17 protein-coding genes are annotated in these 18,329 nt (G+C 70.2%); 13 read left to right on the top strand and 4 right to left on the bottom strand.

Features of this window, described 5'->3' with window-relative positions; all coding sequences use genetic code 11:
* Positions 1 to 48: 48 nt before the first annotated feature.
* The 10 genes from ACNNMR_RS03415 to ACNNMR_RS03370 all read left to right on the top strand — a co-directional run bounded on the left by ACNNMR_RS03415 (position 49) and on the right by ACNNMR_RS03370 (position 11,569).
* The gene (locus tag ACNNMR_RS03415; RefSeq protein ID WP_419992993.1) at positions 49 to 963 is read left to right on the top strand and encodes a carbohydrate ABC transporter permease; all 915 of its coding nucleotides are present in this window, start codon (positions 49 to 51) and stop codon (positions 961 to 963) included.
* 14 nt (positions 964 to 977) lie between these two features.
* Positions 978 to 1,916: a carbohydrate ABC transporter permease gene (locus ACNNMR_RS03410; RefSeq protein WP_419992992.1), complete on the top strand. Its 939-nt coding sequence runs from the start codon at positions 978 to 980 to the stop codon at positions 1,914 to 1,916.
* 13 nt (positions 1,917 to 1,929) lie between these two features.
* On the top strand, positions 1,930 to 3,285 hold the full coding sequence (locus ACNNMR_RS03405; protein ID WP_419992991.1) for an ABC transporter substrate-binding protein: 1,356 nt from the start codon (positions 1,930 to 1,932) through the stop codon (positions 3,283 to 3,285).
* Positions 3,286 to 3,298: 13 nt separating this feature from the next.
* Entirely contained in the window at positions 3,299 to 4,501 is a 1,203-nt protein-coding gene (locus tag ACNNMR_RS03400; protein ID WP_419992990.1) for a Gfo/Idh/MocA family protein, read from the top strand.
* Positions 4,502 to 4,543: 42 nt separating this feature from the next.
* Positions 4,544 to 5,326 carry an IclR family transcriptional regulator gene (locus ACNNMR_RS03395; RefSeq protein ID WP_419992989.1) on the top strand — a complete coding sequence of 261 codons (783 nt, stop codon included), beginning with the start codon at positions 4,544 to 4,546 and terminating at the stop codon, positions 5,324 to 5,326.
* Between the two features lie 114 nt (positions 5,327 to 5,440).
* Positions 5,441 to 7,498 carry an FAD-dependent oxidoreductase gene (locus tag ACNNMR_RS03390; RefSeq protein WP_419992988.1) on the top strand — a complete coding sequence of 686 codons (2,058 nt, stop codon included), beginning with the start codon at positions 5,441 to 5,443 and terminating at the stop codon, positions 7,496 to 7,498.
* Positions 7,499 to 7,518: 20 nt separating this feature from the next.
* The gene (locus tag ACNNMR_RS03385; protein WP_419992987.1) at positions 7,519 to 8,775 is read left to right on the top strand and encodes an aromatic ring-hydroxylating oxygenase subunit alpha; all 1,257 of its coding nucleotides are present in this window, start codon (positions 7,519 to 7,521) and stop codon (positions 8,773 to 8,775) included.
* Positions 8,772 to 9,803, top strand: a complete 1,032-nt coding sequence (locus tag ACNNMR_RS03380; RefSeq protein WP_419992986.1) for a 2Fe-2S iron-sulfur cluster-binding protein — start codon at positions 8,772 to 8,774, stop codon at positions 9,801 to 9,803. The genes ACNNMR_RS03385 and ACNNMR_RS03380 overlap by 4 nt, the downstream gene beginning before the upstream one ends.
* A gap of 48 nt (positions 9,804 to 9,851) precedes the next feature.
* On the top strand, positions 9,852 to 10,940 hold the full coding sequence (locus ACNNMR_RS03375) for an S-(hydroxymethyl)mycothiol dehydrogenase (protein WP_419992985.1): 1,089 nt from the start codon (positions 9,852 to 9,854) through the stop codon (positions 10,938 to 10,940).
* Positions 10,940 to 11,569 carry an MBL fold metallo-hydrolase gene (locus ACNNMR_RS03370; RefSeq protein WP_419992984.1) on the top strand — a complete coding sequence of 210 codons (630 nt, stop codon included), beginning with the start codon at positions 10,940 to 10,942 and terminating at the stop codon, positions 11,567 to 11,569. Before ACNNMR_RS03375 ends, ACNNMR_RS03370 begins: the two co-directional genes overlap by 1 nt.
* Here the strand turns inward: ACNNMR_RS03370 and ACNNMR_RS03365 are convergent.
* Entirely contained in the window at positions 11,566 to 13,614 is a 2,049-nt protein-coding gene (locus tag ACNNMR_RS03365) for a WD40 repeat domain-containing serine/threonine protein kinase (RefSeq protein ID WP_419992983.1), read from the bottom strand. The two genes, ACNNMR_RS03370 and ACNNMR_RS03365, sit on opposite strands and share 4 nt — an antisense overlap.
* A gap of 180 nt (positions 13,615 to 13,794) precedes the next feature.
* On the opposite strand from ACNNMR_RS03365, the gene ACNNMR_RS03360 reads away from it, so the two are divergent.
* Together ACNNMR_RS03360 and ACNNMR_RS03355 are read left to right on the top strand one after the other, a co-directional pair.
* Positions 13,795 to 15,033: an oxygenase MpaB family protein gene (locus tag ACNNMR_RS03360; protein WP_419992982.1), complete on the top strand. Its 1,239-nt coding sequence runs from the start codon at positions 13,795 to 13,797 to the stop codon at positions 15,031 to 15,033.
* A 13-nt stretch (positions 15,034 to 15,046) separates the two neighbouring features.
* A complete protein-coding gene (locus ACNNMR_RS03355) occupies positions 15,047 to 16,045 on the top strand; it encodes a porin PorA family protein (RefSeq protein ID WP_419992981.1) in 999 nt (332 codons plus the stop codon).
* Here ACNNMR_RS03355 and ACNNMR_RS03350 read toward each other — a convergent pair.
* Positions 15,966 to 16,928, bottom strand: coding sequence for a DMT family transporter (locus ACNNMR_RS03350; protein WP_419992980.1), 963 nt, complete (start codon positions 16,926 to 16,928; stop codon positions 15,966 to 15,968). The genes ACNNMR_RS03355 and ACNNMR_RS03350 overlap by 80 nt on opposite strands.
* A 28-nt stretch (positions 16,929 to 16,956) precedes the next feature.
* Between ACNNMR_RS03350 and ACNNMR_RS03345 the strand changes: the two genes are divergently transcribed.
* The gene (locus ACNNMR_RS03345; protein ID WP_419992979.1) at positions 16,957 to 17,505 is read left to right on the top strand and encodes a MarR family winged helix-turn-helix transcriptional regulator; all 549 of its coding nucleotides are present in this window, start codon (positions 16,957 to 16,959) and stop codon (positions 17,503 to 17,505) included.
* On the opposite strand, the gene ACNNMR_RS03340 is transcribed toward ACNNMR_RS03345, so the two are convergent.
* Positions 17,493 to 17,819: a zinc-ribbon domain-containing protein gene (locus ACNNMR_RS03340; RefSeq protein WP_419992978.1), complete on the bottom strand. Its 327-nt coding sequence runs from the start codon at positions 17,817 to 17,819 to the stop codon at positions 17,493 to 17,495. The genes ACNNMR_RS03345 and ACNNMR_RS03340 overlap by 13 nt on opposite strands.
* A 44-nt stretch (positions 17,820 to 17,863) precedes the next feature.
* Positions 17,864 to 18,271 carry a CoA-binding protein gene (locus ACNNMR_RS03335; protein ID WP_419992977.1) on the bottom strand — a complete coding sequence of 136 codons (408 nt, stop codon included), beginning with the start codon at positions 18,269 to 18,271 and terminating at the stop codon, positions 17,864 to 17,866.
* Positions 18,272 to 18,329 lie beyond the last annotated feature (58 nt).

Below are 18,329 nucleotides of genomic sequence, written 5' to 3'. Positions count from 1 at the left end.
GAAAGTAAGCGGCACCCGAGCGCCTTCCCTGGACGAGGGAGTCCCGCCATGGCCGTCGCCGCCACCAGCCCACCGCCGCCCACCCGTAAACGCCGCCGGAGCGGCGACGGTCCGCTCGCCCTGCTCTTCATCGCCCCGGCGATGCTCGGCTTCGTGGTGTTCCTGGCGTGGCCGACGGTGCGCGGGATCTGGCTGAGCTTCACGCGCTTCAACCTGCTCACGCCGGCGGAGCCGGTCGGCCTCGACAATTACGAGCGGCTGCTCAACGACCCGATCTTCTGGGACTCGTTGCAGGTCACCGTCGAGTACGTGGTGATCAACATCGGTGTGCAGACGGTCGTCGCCCTCGGCATCGCCGTGCTGCTGCAGCGGCTGACCCGGTCCGCCTGGCTACGGTCCATCGTGCTGACGCCGTATCTGGTCTCCAATGTCGTCGCCGGCATCGTCTTCCTGTGGGTGCTGGACACCCAGGCGGGCATCGGCAACGAGATCATCGGCGCCTTCGGCGTCGACCGCATACCCTTCCTCGCCGACGAGGACTGGGCGATTCCGGTGATCGCGCTGATCAATGTCTGGCGGCACGTCGGCTACACGGCGCTGCTGCTCTTCGCCGGACTGCAGGCGATTCCGGGCACGTTGTACGAGGCCGCGCGGGTGGACGGCGCGGGGGAGTGGCGGATGTTCTGGCGGGTCACGCTGCCGCTGCTCAGGCCCGTACTCGCGGTCGTGCTGATCATGACGATGATCGGGTCCTTCCAGGTCTTCGACACCGTCGCCGTGACCACCGCCGGCGGGCCGGCGAACGCCACCAACGTGCTGCAGTTCTACATCTACGGATCCGCCTTCGGCCGCTTCCAGTTCGGCTACGCGTCGGCCATGTCCGTGGCCCTGCTCGTGGTGCTCAGCGCGATCACCATCGTCCAGTACCGGCTCACCCGCGCCGGCCAGACCGACCTCGGGTGAAGGAGCCGTCCGACATGACCACAGCAACGCTGCCGAACCGCACCCGTATCCGCACCGGCACCGAACGACCGCAGCGCCGGCTGCCCTCCCCGGGCCGGATGCTCGCCTGGGTGGTGATGGCCGCCGTCGTGCTGATCACGCTGCTGCCGTTCTACTGGATCCTGCGCACCGCGCTCTCCGCCAACGCGAGCCTCACCGAGAACCCGTCGACGCCGCTGCCCACCGGCTTCACCACCGGCGGCTTCGAGCGGGCGCTGGGGATGCAGTCCGCCGAGGAGGCGATCGCGCAGGGCGGCTCCGGCGCCTCCCTGGATTTCTGGCGCTATCTGCTGAACTCCGTCATCACCTCGACGCTGATCACCGTCTGCCAGGTGCTCTTCTCCGCCATGGCGGCGTACGCCTTCGCGCGCCTGCGGTGGAAGGGCCGCGACGCGGTGTTCAGCCTCTTTCTCGCCGGGCTGATGGTGCCGACCATCTTCACGCTGCTGCCGAACTTCGTGCTCATCAAGGAGCTCGGGCTCGTGGACTCGCTGCTCGGCATCTCGCTGCCGACGATGTTCATGACGCCCTTCGCGGTGTTCTTCCTGCGGCAGTTCTTCATGAGCCTGCCGCGAGAGGTGGAGGAGGCAGCGCTGATCGACGGCGCCGGGAAGATCCGGATCTTCTTCCGGGTGCTGCTGCCGATGGCCTCCGCCCCGGTGCTGACGCTGTCCGTGCTGACGTACATCACCGCCTGGAACGACTACTTCTGGCCGCTGATGGTGGCCTACAGCGACAGCTCCCGGGTGCTCACGGTGGCGCTCGCCGTCTTCCGCGCACAGACGCCGCAGTCCGGCACCGACTGGTCCGGGCTGATGGCGGGGACGCTGATCGCCGCGCTGCCGATGCTGGTGCTGTTCGCGTTCGCCGCGCGCCGCATCGTCAACTCCATCGCCTTCACCGGAATCAAGTAGAGGAGCGGCCACCATGGGATTCCGGACTCGCATACGCACCCGTGCCCGGGTGAGCGCCGCCGCCACGCTGGCCCTTGCGGCCGTGGCGGGATGCGGCAGCGGCGCCGGCGGCGGATCGCGCACCGTCTCGTACTGGCTCTGGGACGCCGCGCAGCTGCCCGCCTACCAGGCCTGCGCCAAGGACTTCGAGGCGGCCAACCCGGGCCTGAAGATCAATATCGTCCAGGTCGGCTGGAACGACTACTGGACCAAGCTGACCTCGGGTTTCATCGCCGGCACCCAGCCGGATGTCTTCACCAACCACCTGCAGAAGTTCCCGCAGTTCGTCGACCTGGAGGTGCTCGAGCCGCTGGACGGGCTCGCCGCCACCAAGGGCATCCGCGACGCGGACTACCAGCCCGGCCTCGGCGCCTCCTGGAAGGGCCAGGACGGCCACCGCTACGGGGCGCCCAAGGACTGGGACACGGTCGGGCTGTACTTCAACAAGAAGATGGTGCGCGAGGCCGGCGTCTCCGAGAAGACGCTGAACAACCTCGACTGGAATCCGCGGAACGGCGGCAGCTTCGAGAAGACCATCGCCCACCTCACCATCGACAACAAGGGCCGGCGCGGCGACGAGAAGGGATTCGACAAGAACAACGTCAAGGTCTACGGCCTGGCCACCGGCAGCTCCGGCGACGCGGACGGCCAGAGCACCTGGTCGCCCTTCACCGGCTCCACCGGCTGGCACTACACCGACAAGAAGGCGTGGGGCACCCGCTACAACTACGACGACAAGAAGTTCCAGACCACCATCGCGTGGTACTTCGGACTCGCGAAGAAGGGCTACATGCCGCCCTTCACCGTCTGGTCCGACGCCAATCCCGCGAATGTGCAGCTCGGCGCGCAGAAGGCCGCGATCTCCATCAACGGCTCCTGGATGTCCAAGTCCATCTACGGCGTGAAGGGCATGAAGGTAGGCACCGCCCTCACCCCCAAGGGCCCGTCCGGCCAACGCGCCACCATGATGAACGGCCTCGCCGACTCCATCACCAAGGGCGCGAAGAACAAGGCGGGGGCCGCGAAGTGGGTCGCCTATCTCGCCTCCGAGGAATGCCAGCGCACGGTCGGCAAGCACGGCATCGTCTTCCCGGCCCGGCCGGGCGGCACCGAGGCGGCCATTCCCGCGTTCGAGAAGCAGGGCATCGACGTGGATGCCTTCACCAAGCCGGTGGCCGACAAGACCACCTTCTCCTTCCCGATCACCAACTACGCGGCCGATGTCTTCGCGCTGATGAAGCCGGCCATGCAGGACATCTACGCCAATGACGCGCCCGTGACCGGCCTCGACACCACCAACGACCAGATCAATTTCCTGCTCTCGCAGTAGAAAGGCACATGCAGTGACGTTCTCCCTCGGCATCGTGGGCTCCGGCCAGTTCTCCGGCCAGTTCGCCAAGCTGTTCCGCGCCCACCCCGGCGTCCGCGACGTCTACGCCACCGACCTGCTGCCCGGGCGCGCCGACCAACTGGTCGCCGCCGAAGGCCTTGCCGGCACCTATGCCTCGTACGAGGAGATGCTGGCCTCGGCGGACATCGACGCGGTCGGCATCTTCACGCAGCGCTGGACCCACGGCCCACTCGTCGTCCAGGCGCTGCGGGCCGGCAAGCACGTCTACTCGGCCGTCCCCATGGCGATCACCCGGGAGGAGATCGCCGAGATCATCGAGGCGGTACGGGAGACCGGCCTCACCTACATGATGGGCGAGACAAGCCACTACAACCCGGCGACCGTGCACGCCCGCAACAAGATCGCCGAGGGCGCCTTCGGCCGGCTCTTCTACGCCGAGGGCGACTATGTGCACGACATGGACCTCGGCTTCTACGACGCGTACCGCTACAGCGGCGGCGAGAACTGGAAGGCGACGGCGAGCTATCCGCCGCTGCTGTACCCGACGCATTCGGTGGGCGGGGTGCTCGGCGCATGGGAGACGTACGCGACGTCGGTGTCCGCGATCGGCGTACGGGACGACCGCGGGGACGGGGTCTTCGACGCGTCGGTCAGCCAGTTCGGGAACGACATCTCCAACGCCACCGCGCTTTTCGAGGTGGCGGGCGGCGGCTCGTTCCGTACCAATGAATTCCGCCGGGTCGGCTATCCCTCGCACATCCGGGAGTCGCGCTTCCGCTTCTTCGGCACCGAGGCGTCGATGGAGCAGCTGGCGACGGTGAGCCACTGGACGGACAAGGAGGGGGTCACTGACATCTCCGAGCACCTGCAGCCGAAGCCGACGCTCGCCCCCGACGACCCGTCGCTGGAACACATCTCACCGGCGCTGCGGGACGCCTTCACCTCCGGCTCGGCCCCGGTGCACGACCGCTCGACGCTGCCGGTGGAATTCCAGAACCTGACCAACGGGCACGAGGGCAGCCACCACTTCCTGGTGGACGACTTCGTCAAGGCGGTGAACGGCGGCACGCTCCCGTCCGTGAACGCCTGGGTGGCGGCGCGCTACACGCTGCCCGGGATCGTCGCCCACGACTCGGCGCGCAAGGACGGCGAGCGGCTGGCGATCGACGACTTCGGGAACGCGCCGGGGGCGTAGCCGGGCCGCTCCCGCCCCGTCCACTGCGGCTAGGCTTTCGGCATGAGCGGCAGTGGACGGGCGCGGGACACGTCGGTGCAGTCGGTGGACCGGGCGGTGTCGATCCTGCAGGTGCTGGCCGCGCAGGGCCCGTCCGGCGTCACCGAGATCGCCGAGGCGCTGGGGATCCACAAGTCGACCGTGTTCCGGCTGCTCGCCACCCTCGAAGCGCGCGGGCTCGTGGAGCAGGGCGGTGAGCGCGGCCGGTACGCCATCGGCTATACGGTCATCGAGCTCGCCGGCGGGGTGACCAAGGGCAGTGATCTGTCCCTGCTGAGCCGGCCGATCTGCCAGCAACTCGCCGCGGCCGTCGGCGAGACGGTGAACCTGGCGGTCCACGACGGCGAGGCCGTCGTCAGCGTCGACCAGGTGATCAGCAGCGCGGCCATCACCAGCATCGACTGGGTCGGCAAGCGCACCCCCATGCACGCCACCTCGGCGGGCAAGGTCTTCCTGGCGCACCTGCCGCAGGACGAGGCGGCCGAGATCCTGGCCCGGCCGCTGGAGGAGTACACGCCGCACACGGTCACGGACCCGGCGCTGCTGAAGGAGGAGTTGCAGACGATCCGGGAGCTCGGTTACGGCGCCGCCAGCGAGGAGCACGAGATCGGTCTGGCGGCGCTCTCCGCCCCCATCCGGTCGCTGAGCGGCGAGGTCGTCGCCACCGTGACGGTGTCGGGGCCGACGTTCCGGATCAACGACCGGACGATCCCGCGGCTCGCCGAGCAGCTCATCGCGGCCGGGGACAAGATCTCGTGGCGCAAGGGTTATATCCGGCGCGGCTGACACATCGCTGCAGGGGTTGACGAGCGGGACATTCAGGCTCCACATTTGTCTCGCATCGTGTAGCTGTTTCGCATGGCGAAACTCAAGGGCGCATGAGTCCCTCTAGGAGCGGTTATGCGCGCATATACCGAGACCATGGATCCGCTGCTCCAGCCCTTCCAGTTGAAGCACCTCACCCTGCGCAACCGGGTGGTGAGCACCTCCCACGAGCCGGCTTTCGGGGAGGACGGCCTGCCCAAGGACCGCTATCGCGCGTACCACGTGGAGAAGGCGCGCGGCGGCGTCGGCCTCACGATGATGGGCGGCTCCGCGGTCGTATCGCCGGACAGCCCGCCGTCGTTCGGCAACCTGCTGCTCTACCGGGACGACATCACGCCGTGGCTGCGCAGGCTCGCGGATGACGTGCATGCGGCGGGCGCGGCGGTCATGTGCCAGGTGACCCACCTCGGGCGGCGTACGAGCAACTACTCCGGCGACTGGCTGCCGGTGGTGTCCGCCTCGCCGCTGCGCGAGCCCGCGCACCGCGCGTTCCCCAAGGCCGCCGAGCCGTGGGATCTGGACCGGATCGTCGCCGACTACGCGGCCGCGGCGCGGCGTTGCCGGGAGGGCGGCCTGGACGGGATTGAGCTGCAGTCGTACGGCCATTTCCTTGACAGCTTCCTGTCACCCGCGACCAATTGCCGCGATGACGAACTCGGCGGCAGCCCGGCCGCGCGGATGGCCTTTCCCCGGCGGGTGATCCGGGCTGTGCGCGCGGCGGTCGGGCCGGACTTCATCGTCGGCATGCGGATGTCGCTGGACGAGGACCGAGCCGGTGGCTTGTCCTTTGACGAGGCGATGGCGGCGGCGGAGCAATTCACCGCCGACGGCATCGACTTCATCAGCGCCATCCACGGCTCCATCGAGAGCGACGCGTCCTTGGCGCGCGCGATCCCGTCCATCGGCACCCCGCTCGGCCCCTTCCTGGAGTTCACCGGCGAGGTGCGCCGCCGGCTCGAGGTCCCGGTGATGCATGCGGCCCGTATCGCCGACCCCGCCACCGCGCGGCATGCGCTGCGCGAAGGGCTGCTGGATCTCGTCGGCATGACCCGGGCCCAGATCGCGGATCCGTATCTGGTGGCCAAGATCGAGGCCGGTCAGGAGGACCGGATCCGGCCCTGCGTCGGGGCGAGTTACTGCCTGGACGCGATATACGACTCCGGGGACGCGAAGTGCGTGCATAACCCGGCGACGGGGCGCGAGCTGCAGCTGCCGCACGTCATCGCCCGGACCACCGGCGGCCGCAGGAAGGCGGTGGTCGTCGGGGCCGGGCCGGCCGGGCTCGAAGCCGCGCGCGTCCTGGCCGAGCGCGGACACGGCGTCACCGTCTTCGAGGCGAGCGACGAGCCCGGCGGCCAGATCCGGCTCGCCGCGTCGAACCCCCGCCGCCGCGACCTGCTCGGCATCGTCGACTGGCGGGTCGCCGAGTGCAAGCACCTCGGCGTCGAGCTGCGCCTGGGCGCGTACGCCGAGGCGCCCGACGTGCACGCAGAGCACCCCGACCTCGTCATCGTCGCCACCGGGGGCCTGCCCAACCGCACCTTCCTCGCCGAGGGCGGCGACCTGGTCGCGGACACATGGGACGTGCTGTGCGGGTCCCTGCGGCCCCCGCGGGGGAGCGACGTGCTGATCTACGACGACAACGGGGGCTATCCGGCGATGGATGCCGCGGAGGTGCTGGCGGCGGCGGGTGCCCGGGTGCACTACGGGACGCCGGAGCGCATGCTCGCCCCCGACGTCGGCAGCATGAACTCGCCCGCCTATCTACGGGCCTTCGCCGAGCACGGCGTCACCACGACGCTCGCCCACCGGCTGAGCGCCGTACGCCGCGACGGGCGGCGGCTCATCGCCACCCTCGGCAGCGACTATGCCGAGACCGCGACCGAGCGGGCCGTCGACCACGTCGTGGTCGAGCACGGCACCCTCCCCAACGACGAGCTGTACGCCGCGCTGCTCCCCGGCTCCCGCAATCTCGGCGAGGTCGACCACCGCGCCCTGCTGGCGTACGAGGAACAGGCGGTCGTGCGCAATGAGGCGGGCGGCTATCAGCTGTTCCGCATCGGTGACGCGGTCACCAGCCGCAATATCCACGCCGCCGTCTATGACGCCCTGCGGCTTTGCCTGCCGGTCTGAGCAGCGATCGGAGAGTCGAGTTGACCACATCAGCCCCCGCCACCAGCGCCGCGGACCTCGTCGCCAGGCGCGCCGCCGGCCTGAGCCTCGAGGCGCCCTTCTACCTCAGCGACGAGTTCTTCCGCCTCGACATCGAGGCCGTCTTCGCCCGCACCTGGATCTTCGCCGCCGCGGAAGCCGAGGTCCCAGAGCCGGGGGACTACGTGACGGTGACCGTCGGACCGTACTCCGTCATCGTCGTCCGCGACGACGACGAAGACGTGCGGGCCTTCCACAACGTCTGCCGGCACCGAGGCACCCGCCTCCTGGGCGACGACCGCGGCTCCGTCGGCAACATCGTCTGCGGCTACCACCACTGGACGTACGGCGTGGACGGCAGGCTCCGCCACGCCGAGTCGCAGGCACCCGGCTTCGACCCCACCTGCTTCAGCCTCAAGCCCGTGCACGTACGCACCCTCGCCGGCCTCGTCTTCCTCTGCCTCGCCGAGGAGCCGCCCGCCGACTTCGACGAGATGGCCGTACGCGTCGAGCCCTACCTCGCCCCGCACCACCTGCGGCACGCCAAGGTCGCCCGGCAGATCGACCTGATCGAGAACGCTAACTGGAAGCTCACCATGGAGAACAACCGGGAGTGCTACCACTGCGCCGGCCACCCCGAGCTCCAGCGCTGCTACTTCCCCCTCTACAACTTCACCGAGGACGACCTCCCGCCTGCCCTGCGCCCGGTGTACGACCGCTTCCGCCAGGCCGAGGCGGACGCGACCGCCACCTTCGAGGCGCTCGGCCTGCCGTACGCCGCCATCGAGGAACTGGTCACCCGCCCCACCGGCTTCCGCATCGAGCGCGAGCCCCTCGACCTCGCGGGGGAGTCCTTCACCCCGGACGGCAAGGCCGCGGTCCGCCGCCTCCTGGCCGACTTCCCCACGGCCCGCCTCGGCCACCTCGGCTTCCACCTCCAGCCGAACGCCTGGTTCCACGTCGCGGCGGACCACGCCGTCACCTTCGCCGGCATCCCGCTCGCCCCGGACCGCACCCTCGTACGCACCACATGGCTGGTGCACGCCGACGCCGAGGAGGGCGTGGACTACGACCTCGACGCCCTGACGCACGTCTGGGCCGCCACGAACGAACAGGACGCGGTCTTCGTCGCCCGCGCGCATCAGGGGATCAGCAGTCCGGCCTATGTGCCGGGGCCGTACAGCCCGACCGAATCGCAGGTCGAGGACTTCGTCAGCTGGTACGTGGGGCGGCTCGAAGCGCACCTGGAGGGGCCATGACGACGGCGACCCTGACGAGCGGCAGCCTGCCGCCCGCCTGGGACGACGGGCTGCTGGTGTGCAAGCAGGTGTACGACGTGACCGCCGACGTGCGCAGCTTCGTCCTGGAGCCGGTGGAGCCGCGGCTGTTCCGGCACGACCCCGGCCAGTACCTCACCCTCGTCCTCGACATCGAGGGCCGGCCCGTCGAGCGGTGCTACACCATCTCGTCGCCGCCGACCCGGCCCGACCTCGTGACGATCACGGTGAAGCGGGTCCCGGGCGGCCTCGTCTCCAACTGGCTCCACGACCGGCTGACCCCGGGCGGCACGGTGCGGGCGCGGGGCCCGCTGGGGGTGTTCTCCACCGCCCGGCATCCGGCGCCGAAGTATCTCTTCCTCTCGGCGGGCAGCGGCATCACGCCCGTAATGTCGATGGCCAGGACGCTTTACGACCTGGCGCACCCCGTCGATGTGGTCTTCGTCCACAGCGCCCGCAGCTTCGCCGACATCATCTTCCGCCGCGAACTCGACTTCCTCGCGGCCACCGCCCCCCGCTTCCGGGTGGTGCACGCCCTGGACGACCGCGGAGAGCAGCTGGATGCGAGGATGCTCCAGGGGATCGCTCCTGACCTGCTGGAACGTGAGGTCTTCTGCTGCGGTCCCGGCGGCTATATGGAAGCGGTACGGAGCATGCTCGGCGCGGCGGACTTTGAGATGTCCCACTATCACGAGGAGAGCTTCAGCTTCTCGGGCGGCTCTCCCGCCGAGCGGGGCGACACCGGGCAGTCCTTCAAGGTCGAGTTCACCCGCAGCGGCCGTACGATCGACTGCGACGCGGGCACCCCGGTCCTGGCCGCCGCGTCCCGCGCGGGGCTCACGCTGCCGGCCTCGTGCGCGCAGGGCATGTGCGGCACCTGTAAGTCCACGCTGGTCGCGGGAGAGGTGGACATGCGGCACAACGGCGGGATCCGGCCCCGGGAGGTCGCCAACAACAAGATCCTGCTGTGCTGTTCGAAGCCCCTGGACAACCTGGTCATCGACGCGTAAAAGGTATTATTACCGGCAATACCCCTCATCACGGAAGAGGCTTCAAGCATGGCTCAGGAAGTGCGCGGCGTCATCGCACCCGGCAAGAACGAACCCGTGCGCGTCGAGACCGTCGTCATCCCGGACCCCGGCCCCGGCGAGGCCGTGGTGCAGATCCAGGCGTGCGGCGTCTGCCACACCGATCTGCACTACAAGCAGGGCGGCATCAACGACGAATTCCCCTTCCTCCTGGGACATGAGGCCGCGGGCATCGTGGAGACGGTGGGGGAGGGGGTCACCGATGTGGCCCCCGGCGACTTCGTGATCCTCAACTGGCGGGCGGTCTGCGGCCAGTGCCGCGCCTGCCGCCGCGGCCGGCCGTGGTACTGCTTCGACACCCACAACGCCCAGCAGAAGATGACCCTCGCCGGCACCGGCCAGGAGCTCTCCCCGGCCCTCGGCATCGGCGCCTTCGCCGAGAAGACCCTGGTCGCGGCAGGGCAGTGCACGAAGGTCGACCCGGCCGTCTCCCCAGCCGTCGCGGGCCTCCTCGGCTGCGGCGTGATGGCGGGCATCGGCGCCGCGATCAATACCGGCGGGGTAACGCGCGGCGACAGCGTCGCCGTCATCGGCTGCGGCGGCGTCGGCGACGCGGCCATCGTGGGCTCCCAGCTGGCCGGGGCGAACCGGATCATCGCCGTGGACATCGACGACGCCAAGCTGGAGACCGCCCGCCGCATGGGCGCCACCCACACGGTCAACTCCACGGCCACCGACCCGGTCGCGGCGATCCAGGAGCTCACCGGCGGCTTCGGCGCCGACGTGGTCATCGAGGCGGTCGGCCGCCCGGAGACGTACAAGCAGGCCTTCTACGCCCGCGACCTCGCGGGCACGGTCGTGCTGGTCGGGGTGCCGACGCCGGAGATGCAGCTGGAGCTGCCCTTCCTGGAAGTCTTCGGGCGGGGCGGGGCGCTGAAGTCCTCCTGGTACGGGGACTGCCTCCCGAGCCGCGACTTCCCGATGCTGGTCGACCTGCATCTGCAGGGGCGCCTCGACCTGGGGTCCTTCGTCACCGAGACCATCGCGCTCGACGAGGTGGAGAAGGCCTTCGAGCGGATGCACAGCGGCGACGTGCTGCGTTCGGTGGTGGTGCTGTGATGGCCGCGCGCATCGAGCACCTCGTCACCTCGGGCACGTTCTCGCTGGACGGCGGCACCTGGGACGTGGACAACAACGTCTGGATCGTCGGCGACGACAACGAGGCGATCGTCATCGACGCCGCCCACGACGCCGACGCCATCGCCGCGGCCGTGGGCGACCGCCGCCTGCTGGCCATCGTCTGCACCCACGCCCACAACGACCACATCGACGCGGCTCCGGCGCTGGCGGCCCGTACCGGAGCGCGGATCCTCCTGCACCCGGACGACCGCGCGCTGTGGAAGCAGACGCATCCCGATCGCGAGCCTGACGGCGACTTGGCGGAGGGGCAGGTGCTGACGGTCGCGGGCGAGGACCTGACCGTCCTGCACACGCCGGGCCACACCCCGGGCGCGGTGTGCCTCTACGCGCCCGGCCTGGCCACCGTCTTCACCGGCGACACCCTCTTCGCGGGTGGCCCCGGCGCGACCGGGCGCTCCTTCTCCGACTTCCCGACGATCATCGACTCCATCCGCGACCGCCTGCTCACGCTCCCGCCGGACACGTCCGTACGCACCGGGCACGGCGACTCGACCACGATCGGGGCCGAGGCGCCGCACCTGGAGGAGTGGATCGACCGGGGGCACTAGGACGACGGTGTCTTCCACAGGAGCACGACGCCGTCGGAACTCGTCGTGGCGACCTGCCTGCCGTTGGGGCTGAAGGCCAGGGTCTGGACGTTCCAGTGGTTGCCGAGCAGGCGGTAGGTCAGCTTCTGTTCGGCCGTGTCCCAGAGGCGTACCACCTCGCCGTCGTACACGGCGATGGTGGAGCCGCGGGGGCTGTACTCGACGCTCTGGACCGGCACGCTGGTCGTCTCGTCGACGCTGCCCGTGGAACGGCCGTTGGCCGCGTTCCACAGCCGGACCGTCCGGTTCTCGGCGGCCGTGGCGATGGTCTTGCCGTCGGGGCTGTAGGAGACGCCGTAGATCTCCTCGGCGCGGTCGAGTACCTTGCGCACCTTGTGGCGGGCCACGTCCCAGAGCTGCACGGTCCACTCTTTGCTGGCGTCCTGTTCGTTGGAGTAGGTCACGGTGGCGAGTGTCTTTCCGTCCCGGCTGAACTCGACCTGCTTCGCCTGGATGTCGTCGTCGAGGACGGCGATCCGTTTGCCCAGGTCGGGGCCGCGTTTGGCGTGCCAGAGCTGAGCGCCGCCGCTGCTGGCGGTGGCCAGGGTCCGGCCGTCGGGGCTGAAGGCCAGGCTGGTGAGGGAGTCCGAGTCCCACTTGGTGGTGGTGATGGAGGTGATCTGCCGCCGCTTGGCGACGTCCCACAGCGTGACGACGTTACTGGCCGATCCGGCGGCGAGCAGCCGGCCGTCGGGGCTGAAGGCGACCGTCTTCACCGCCACCGGGGTGTCGCCGGACTTCCGGGAGGCGAGGCGTGCGCGCTCCTTGCGCCCGGCCACGTCCCACAGCCGCACGGCACCGTCCCCGGCGCCCGTCGCGAGAGTGGCGCCGTCGGGGCTGAACGCGACGCCTTGCGGCCCCTTGCCTTTGGGGTAGCCGCCGAGCTTGGCCGCCGGTTTCAGCTCGGTGGGTTTGTCGTCGTCGGAGGAGTTGCCGGGCAGCAGCACCGCGACCAGGACGGCGACCAGGGCCACCACCGCGATGCCGATCGCCAGCGCGGGCCCGGATATCGGCGGTGTGCCGGTGGGTGGCGCGGTTGGCGCGGGCGGCGCGGGTGGCGCCGAACTCACCTGTCCGGTCCCGGGATTACGTTCCTGCGGCGCCGCGGGCGCGGTGGCGGCGTGGTGGAAGTCCGCTGCGGGGTCGACGACGGTCCGCTGCGGCGGCACGGCGTGGTCCGGCTCGGTGCCGTCGTTACGGCAGAGCCGGATGACCTCGGCCAGCCCCGGCCGTGCCGCCGGATCCTTCGCCAGGCACCGGGCGGCCACGGTCCGTACGGGCTCGGGGCAGCCGTCGAGATCCGGCTCCTGTTCGAGGATGCGGTACAGCACGCCGTGCCCAGTGCCGCCGAATGCGGGTCGCGCGGTGGCGGCGAAGGCGGCGATGGCGCCGAGCGCGAAGACGTCGACGGCCTCGGTGAGGCTCTCGCCCCTGATGTACTCGGGCGCCATGTATCCGGGCGTCCCGGCCAGCATGCCCGTACTCGTCACCGAGGTGACGTCCGCGGCCCGGGCGATCCCGAAGTCGATGACCTTGGGGCCTTCGGCGCTGAGGAGGATGTTGGAGGGCTTCAGGTCGCGGTGGATCACCCCGACCGCGTGAATGGACTGCAGCGCCTCGGCCACCTGGGCCGTCAGCGTCAGCACCGCCGCCGCTGACAGCGGTCCGTCCGCGGCCACCGCGTCGTGCAGCGGGGGGCCCGGGACGTACGCCGTGGCCAGCCACGGTTCGGCGGCTGCCAGGTCCGCGTCGACGACCGGCGCGGTGTAGAGGCCCTGCACCCGCCGGGCCGCGGCCACCTCCTGCTCGAACCGCTTGCGGAAGGCCGCATCGGCCGCGAACTCGCGGTGCACGACCTTGACCGCCACCGCACTGCCGGCCGGAGTCCGCGCCAGGTACACCCGGCCCATGCCGCCCGCACCGAGCAGGCCTTCCAGGCGGTACGGGCCCGCGGTGACCGGATCGCCGGATCCCAGCGGGTGCGGGTCATGGACCGGTTGGGACATGCCGACTGTCTCCCCTGGCTCGTAGTCGAGCGTCAGCGTAATGGAGCCCCGTCCGGGGCGGAGTGCCCGCCTGATTCTGTGCGGGCTCTAGCCGTAACGCCGGTTCTGTGCTCCCCTGTTGATGCCGCGAGATACAAAGAACGCCATCATGTTTCATCGTGTCAGAAGGAGTTCAGGGCCATGGACGGGTTGAGCAGGCGGAAGATGTTGTTGGGCGGTGGCGCTCTCGGCGCCATCGGGGCGCTGAGCATGGCGTCTCCGGCCAGTGCGCGCGGCGCGTGGACCTGGTCGCCGAGCGGCTCGGTGGCCGGGGCCGGGGCGGGCGAGGACCCCGAGTGGGTGTGGGACGACGAGGTCGACAAGCTGGTCGCCGCCATCATCGACCGGGGCGACGTCGCGAAGGTGAACGAGGGCCTCAGCGCCTGGACCCGCAATGACCAGGCGCCGCCCGCCGGCATCCCGCAGGACGTGCGGGACTTCATGGACAAGGCGCGCCAACTGCCCTCCTGGGCCGACCGGGACAAGCTGGAGACGGCCGCCAAGTTCAACGAGTCACGAGGGCTCTACCTGAACGTGCTCAACGGCATCGGCGGCGGCATGCTCAGCACCGCCATCCCCAGGGAAGCGCGCTCGGTCTACTACTCCAAGGGCGGCGCCGACATGGAGGACCGCGTCGCCAAGACGAGCATCCTCGGCTTCTCCATCGGCGACCTGAACGCCTACCGGCCCGACGGCGACTGCGCCGTGCAGGCCGTGAAGACCCGCATGGTGCATGCGGCGGTACGCCACCTGCTGCCGCAGTCACCGGCCTGGAAGCAGGTCAGCGACGGCCAGAAGATACCGATCAGCCAGGCCGACATCCTCGTCACCTGGCACAGCCTCGCCACGTACACGATGCAGCGGCTCCGGGAGTGGAAGGTGCCCATCACCTCCGCCGACGCCGAGGCCTATCTGCACGTCTGGCAGGTGACCGCGCACATGCTGGGCGTACGCGACGAGTACATCCCGGCCTCCTGGGACGCCGCCAATGCCCAGTCGAAGCAGGTCCTCGACCCGATCCTCACCTCCACGAAGGAGGGCGTCGAGCTGACCGACATCCTGCTCGGACAGCTCGCCGACCAGACCAGCCTCGGCACGGGCGTCAGCCGGCCGCTGGTCAACGCGTTCGCGCGGTATCTCGTGGGCGACCGGATCGCCGACATGGACCGCATCCCGCGGGAGCCCTTCTGGGAGCAGACGATCGCGGCCGTCTGGCCGAAGCTGGTCGCCTACCGCGAGGGGCTCATCAAGCTCCCGCTGGTCCCGCCGATCGCCTGGACGATCGACGAGGCGGCGCGCCAGTACATCCTGCTCTTCCTCACCAAGGGCAAAGGCACGGAACTCACGATCCCGGACACCAACCGGCCGAGTTCGAGCTGAGAGGAGGCCGAGGATGCGAAGACTTGGCTTGCGCAAGCGCACGATCGCCCTGGGCGCCGGCGCCGTCATCGTCCTTGCGGGCGCGGCCGTGCTGCGCTTCGCGGTCGTGCCGGCGGTCCACCAGGTCCCCGACGACCTGGACGCCACCGCCCGGTACGCGGGCACCGCCTCCATGCTCAACGCGGCGGCCCTCAAGAGCGGCGACACGAAGAACGCCTTCGTGAAGGGCATCCCCGTCACCGCCTCGCAGCGCGTCCACGTCACCGGCACGGACGGCGGCACCGCGGTCGTGAGCGAGGTCCTCACCGTACGGGCGCCGGACGGCAAGAAGCTCCGGAACGCGCAGCACCGCTACGCCATCGACCGCGTGAACCTGGATGCCGCGAAGCCCCCGCAAGGCAGCAAGGCGGAGGAGCATCAGGGCCTCTCCGTCGGCTTCCCGCTCACGCCCAAGAAGACCAGCTATCCCTTCTGGGACGCCGCCACACAGGCGACCGCGCCGGCGACGTACCGCAAGACGGTCACGGCCGAGGGGCGCGAGGCGTACGTCTACCACTTCCAGCAGATGGGCAAGGTCGCCGACCGGGCCACCCTCGCCGCCCTCCCCAAGGCGCTGCCGAAGGCGCAGCTGAAAGGACTCGCGGCGGGTCAGCCGAAGGGGAAGCGGGACCGGTTGAGCGCGGCGCTCGGCCGGCTGCCCGACCCGGTGCCGGTGACGTACACGTCGACGGCCGACACCACCTTCACCATCGACCGCGAAACCGGGACGCCGCTGCGCGCCGCGAAGTCCCAGACGGTCACGGCGAACATCGCGGGCGGGACGCCGCTCGCCCAAGTGATGGATCTACGCCTGAATTCCACGCCCGCGTCCGTGAAGGAGCGCGCCGGTGACGCCGCCGACGCGGCCCGGCTGCTGTCCCTCGCGAAGACCGTCATCCCGCTCTCCCTGCTCGGCCTCGCGGTGCTGCTCGCCGTCGCGGCCGCGTGGACGGCGCGGCGACGCAACGCCTGAAGGCCGGGCGCCGCCGGCCGGCGCCCGCGCCGGGGCGGCCGAGGGCCACGCCGGCGAGGGCCAGGGCGAGGCCGAGCAGTTGGACGGGGGAGAGGGTCTCCGCGGCGAGCAGGGTGCCGAGCAGGACGCCGGTGACGGGGTTGAGCAGGCCGATGAGTCCGACGGTGGACGCGGGCAGGCGGCGCAGGCCGCCGAACCACGAGGCGAAGGCGACGGCGGTGGCGATCACCGACACGTAGCCGAACCCCGCCACGGCCGATGCGCTCAGCGGCGGGGGAGCGCCCTCCACGACCACGGCGACCGGGAGCAGCAGGAGGCCTCCCGCCAGCAACTGCCAGCAGGTGGTGGCCAGCACGTCGCCCTGCTGAGTCCACCGCTTGGCCAGCACATAACCCAGGGAGGACATGCCCATCGCACCGGCCGAAGCCAGCACGCCGACGGTGTCCACCGGCTGCGCGGAGCTGCCGAGCATCAGGAAGACCCCGGCGAACCCCACCGTCGCGCCGGTGAGATGGGCCGCGCGCGGCCGCTCCGCGACCAGCAACCACGCGAAGAGCGTCATCACCAGCGGCGCGGTCGCCATGACGGTGGAGGCGACGCTGGTGGGCAGGCGCTGGGCGGCGATGTAGACGAGCGTGAAGAACCCGCCCATGTTGAGCACCCCGAGGAGCGCGGAGCGCCACCACCACGCGCCGCGCGGCAGCCGCCGGACGAGGGTCAGGAGGAGGAGGCCGGCCGGCAGGGCGCGTATCGCCCCGCCGTAGAGGGCGTGGTCGGAGGGCAGGAACTCGCGGGTGACGTAGTAGTTCGTACCCCAGGCGACCGGGGCGATGGCGGTGATGAGCACCCACGGCCGGCTGTCTGTCCAGCGACTACCTTCCATGGAAGAGAATATAGCTTCCAAGGAAGGTATGCTGGTGCGGGTGGACAACGAAGAGTCGATGGAGTCGCTGGACCATGTGGCCCGCATCCAGGCCGCCTGGGCGCGAGAGCGCCCGGATCTGGACGTCGCCCCGCAGGGCGTCATCGGCCGGCTGCACCGCATCGGCCTGCTGCTGACGGAGCAGCTGACGGCCGTCTACCGGCGTTACGGGCTGAGCGAGGGCGAGTTCGACGTACTGGCGGCGCTGCGCCGGGCCGGCTCGCCGTACGAGCGCGCACCGGGCGAGCTGGCCGCGTACACGATGGTGACGACGGGCGCGATGACCAAGCGGCTGCACCGCCTGGAGCGCGACGGCCTGGTGACGCGCCGCCGCTCCTCCGCCGACGGCAGGGGTCGGGTGGTCGCTCTCACGGCCGCCGGCCACGACCTGTTCGACCAGGCCTTCACGGACCACATCGCCAACGAGCACCGGCTGCTGGAGCTCCTGACCGCGGAAGAGACCGCGGGCCTGGAGCACCTCCTGGCGGCCTGGCTCGGGCGGCTCGAAGCGCCGCGCGCTGAGGCTCAGGAGGAGTAAGGGTTCTGGCCGCCGGACTGCGGGTGCTGCTGGGGCTGGGCGAACGGGTTGCCGGTGCCCTGCTGGGGCGCGGGCTGCTGGGCGCCCTGTCGCTGGAACTGCTCGGCCTGCTCCTTGGTTATCTGGTTCGAAGCTCCGCAGAAGGTGCACTGCGTGACGTGCTTCGTCGAGACGGGGAACAGCGGGATGAAGAACAGCGTGAACTTCGTGACCCGCTTGACCAGGCTGTGTGCCGCCGGATTGCCGCACATGCCGCACAGGAAATTGATGATGGCGAGCTGGACCGCGGAGGTGCGGGTGCCAAAGATGATCACTGATCGGTCCGTTCCCTAGGCAACAGCTACCTCCCGATTGTGCGCTATCGGAGCCTGGGAATCTCGATCGCCGGGCAACGGTCCATCACCATCTCGAGACCGGCCGCCCGCGTGCGCTCATACGCCGCCTCGTCAATGACGCCGAGCTGGAACCAGACCGCCTGCGCGCCCTTCGCCACCGCCTCGTCGGCGACCGCACCCGCCAGGTCGCTGTTGACGAAGACGTCGACGACGTCCACCGGGAAGGGGATGTCGGCAAGGCTGGCGTACCCCTGCTCGCCATGGACCGTCTCGGCCTTCGGGTGCACCGGCACGATGCGCTTGCCGTAGCGCTGGAGGACGTCTGCCACGCCGTACGCGGCGCGCCGCTGGTTCGAGGACAGGCCGACGACCGCCCAGGTGTCACCGAGCTCGGTGAGAATCTTGCGGACGGTGTCCTGGTCGCTCTGCATGCCGTACCTCCCTGGGGCCCGATGTTTCCAACAATAAGTACGCCCGCCGACGGCGTGC

This window comes from Streptomyces boninensis, from assembly GCF_048572725.1.
Classification (GTDB): Bacteria; Actinomycetota; Actinomycetes; order Streptomycetales; family Streptomycetaceae; genus Streptomyces; species Streptomyces boninensis.
This window is presented reverse-complemented; position numbering and strand designations above follow the sequence as displayed.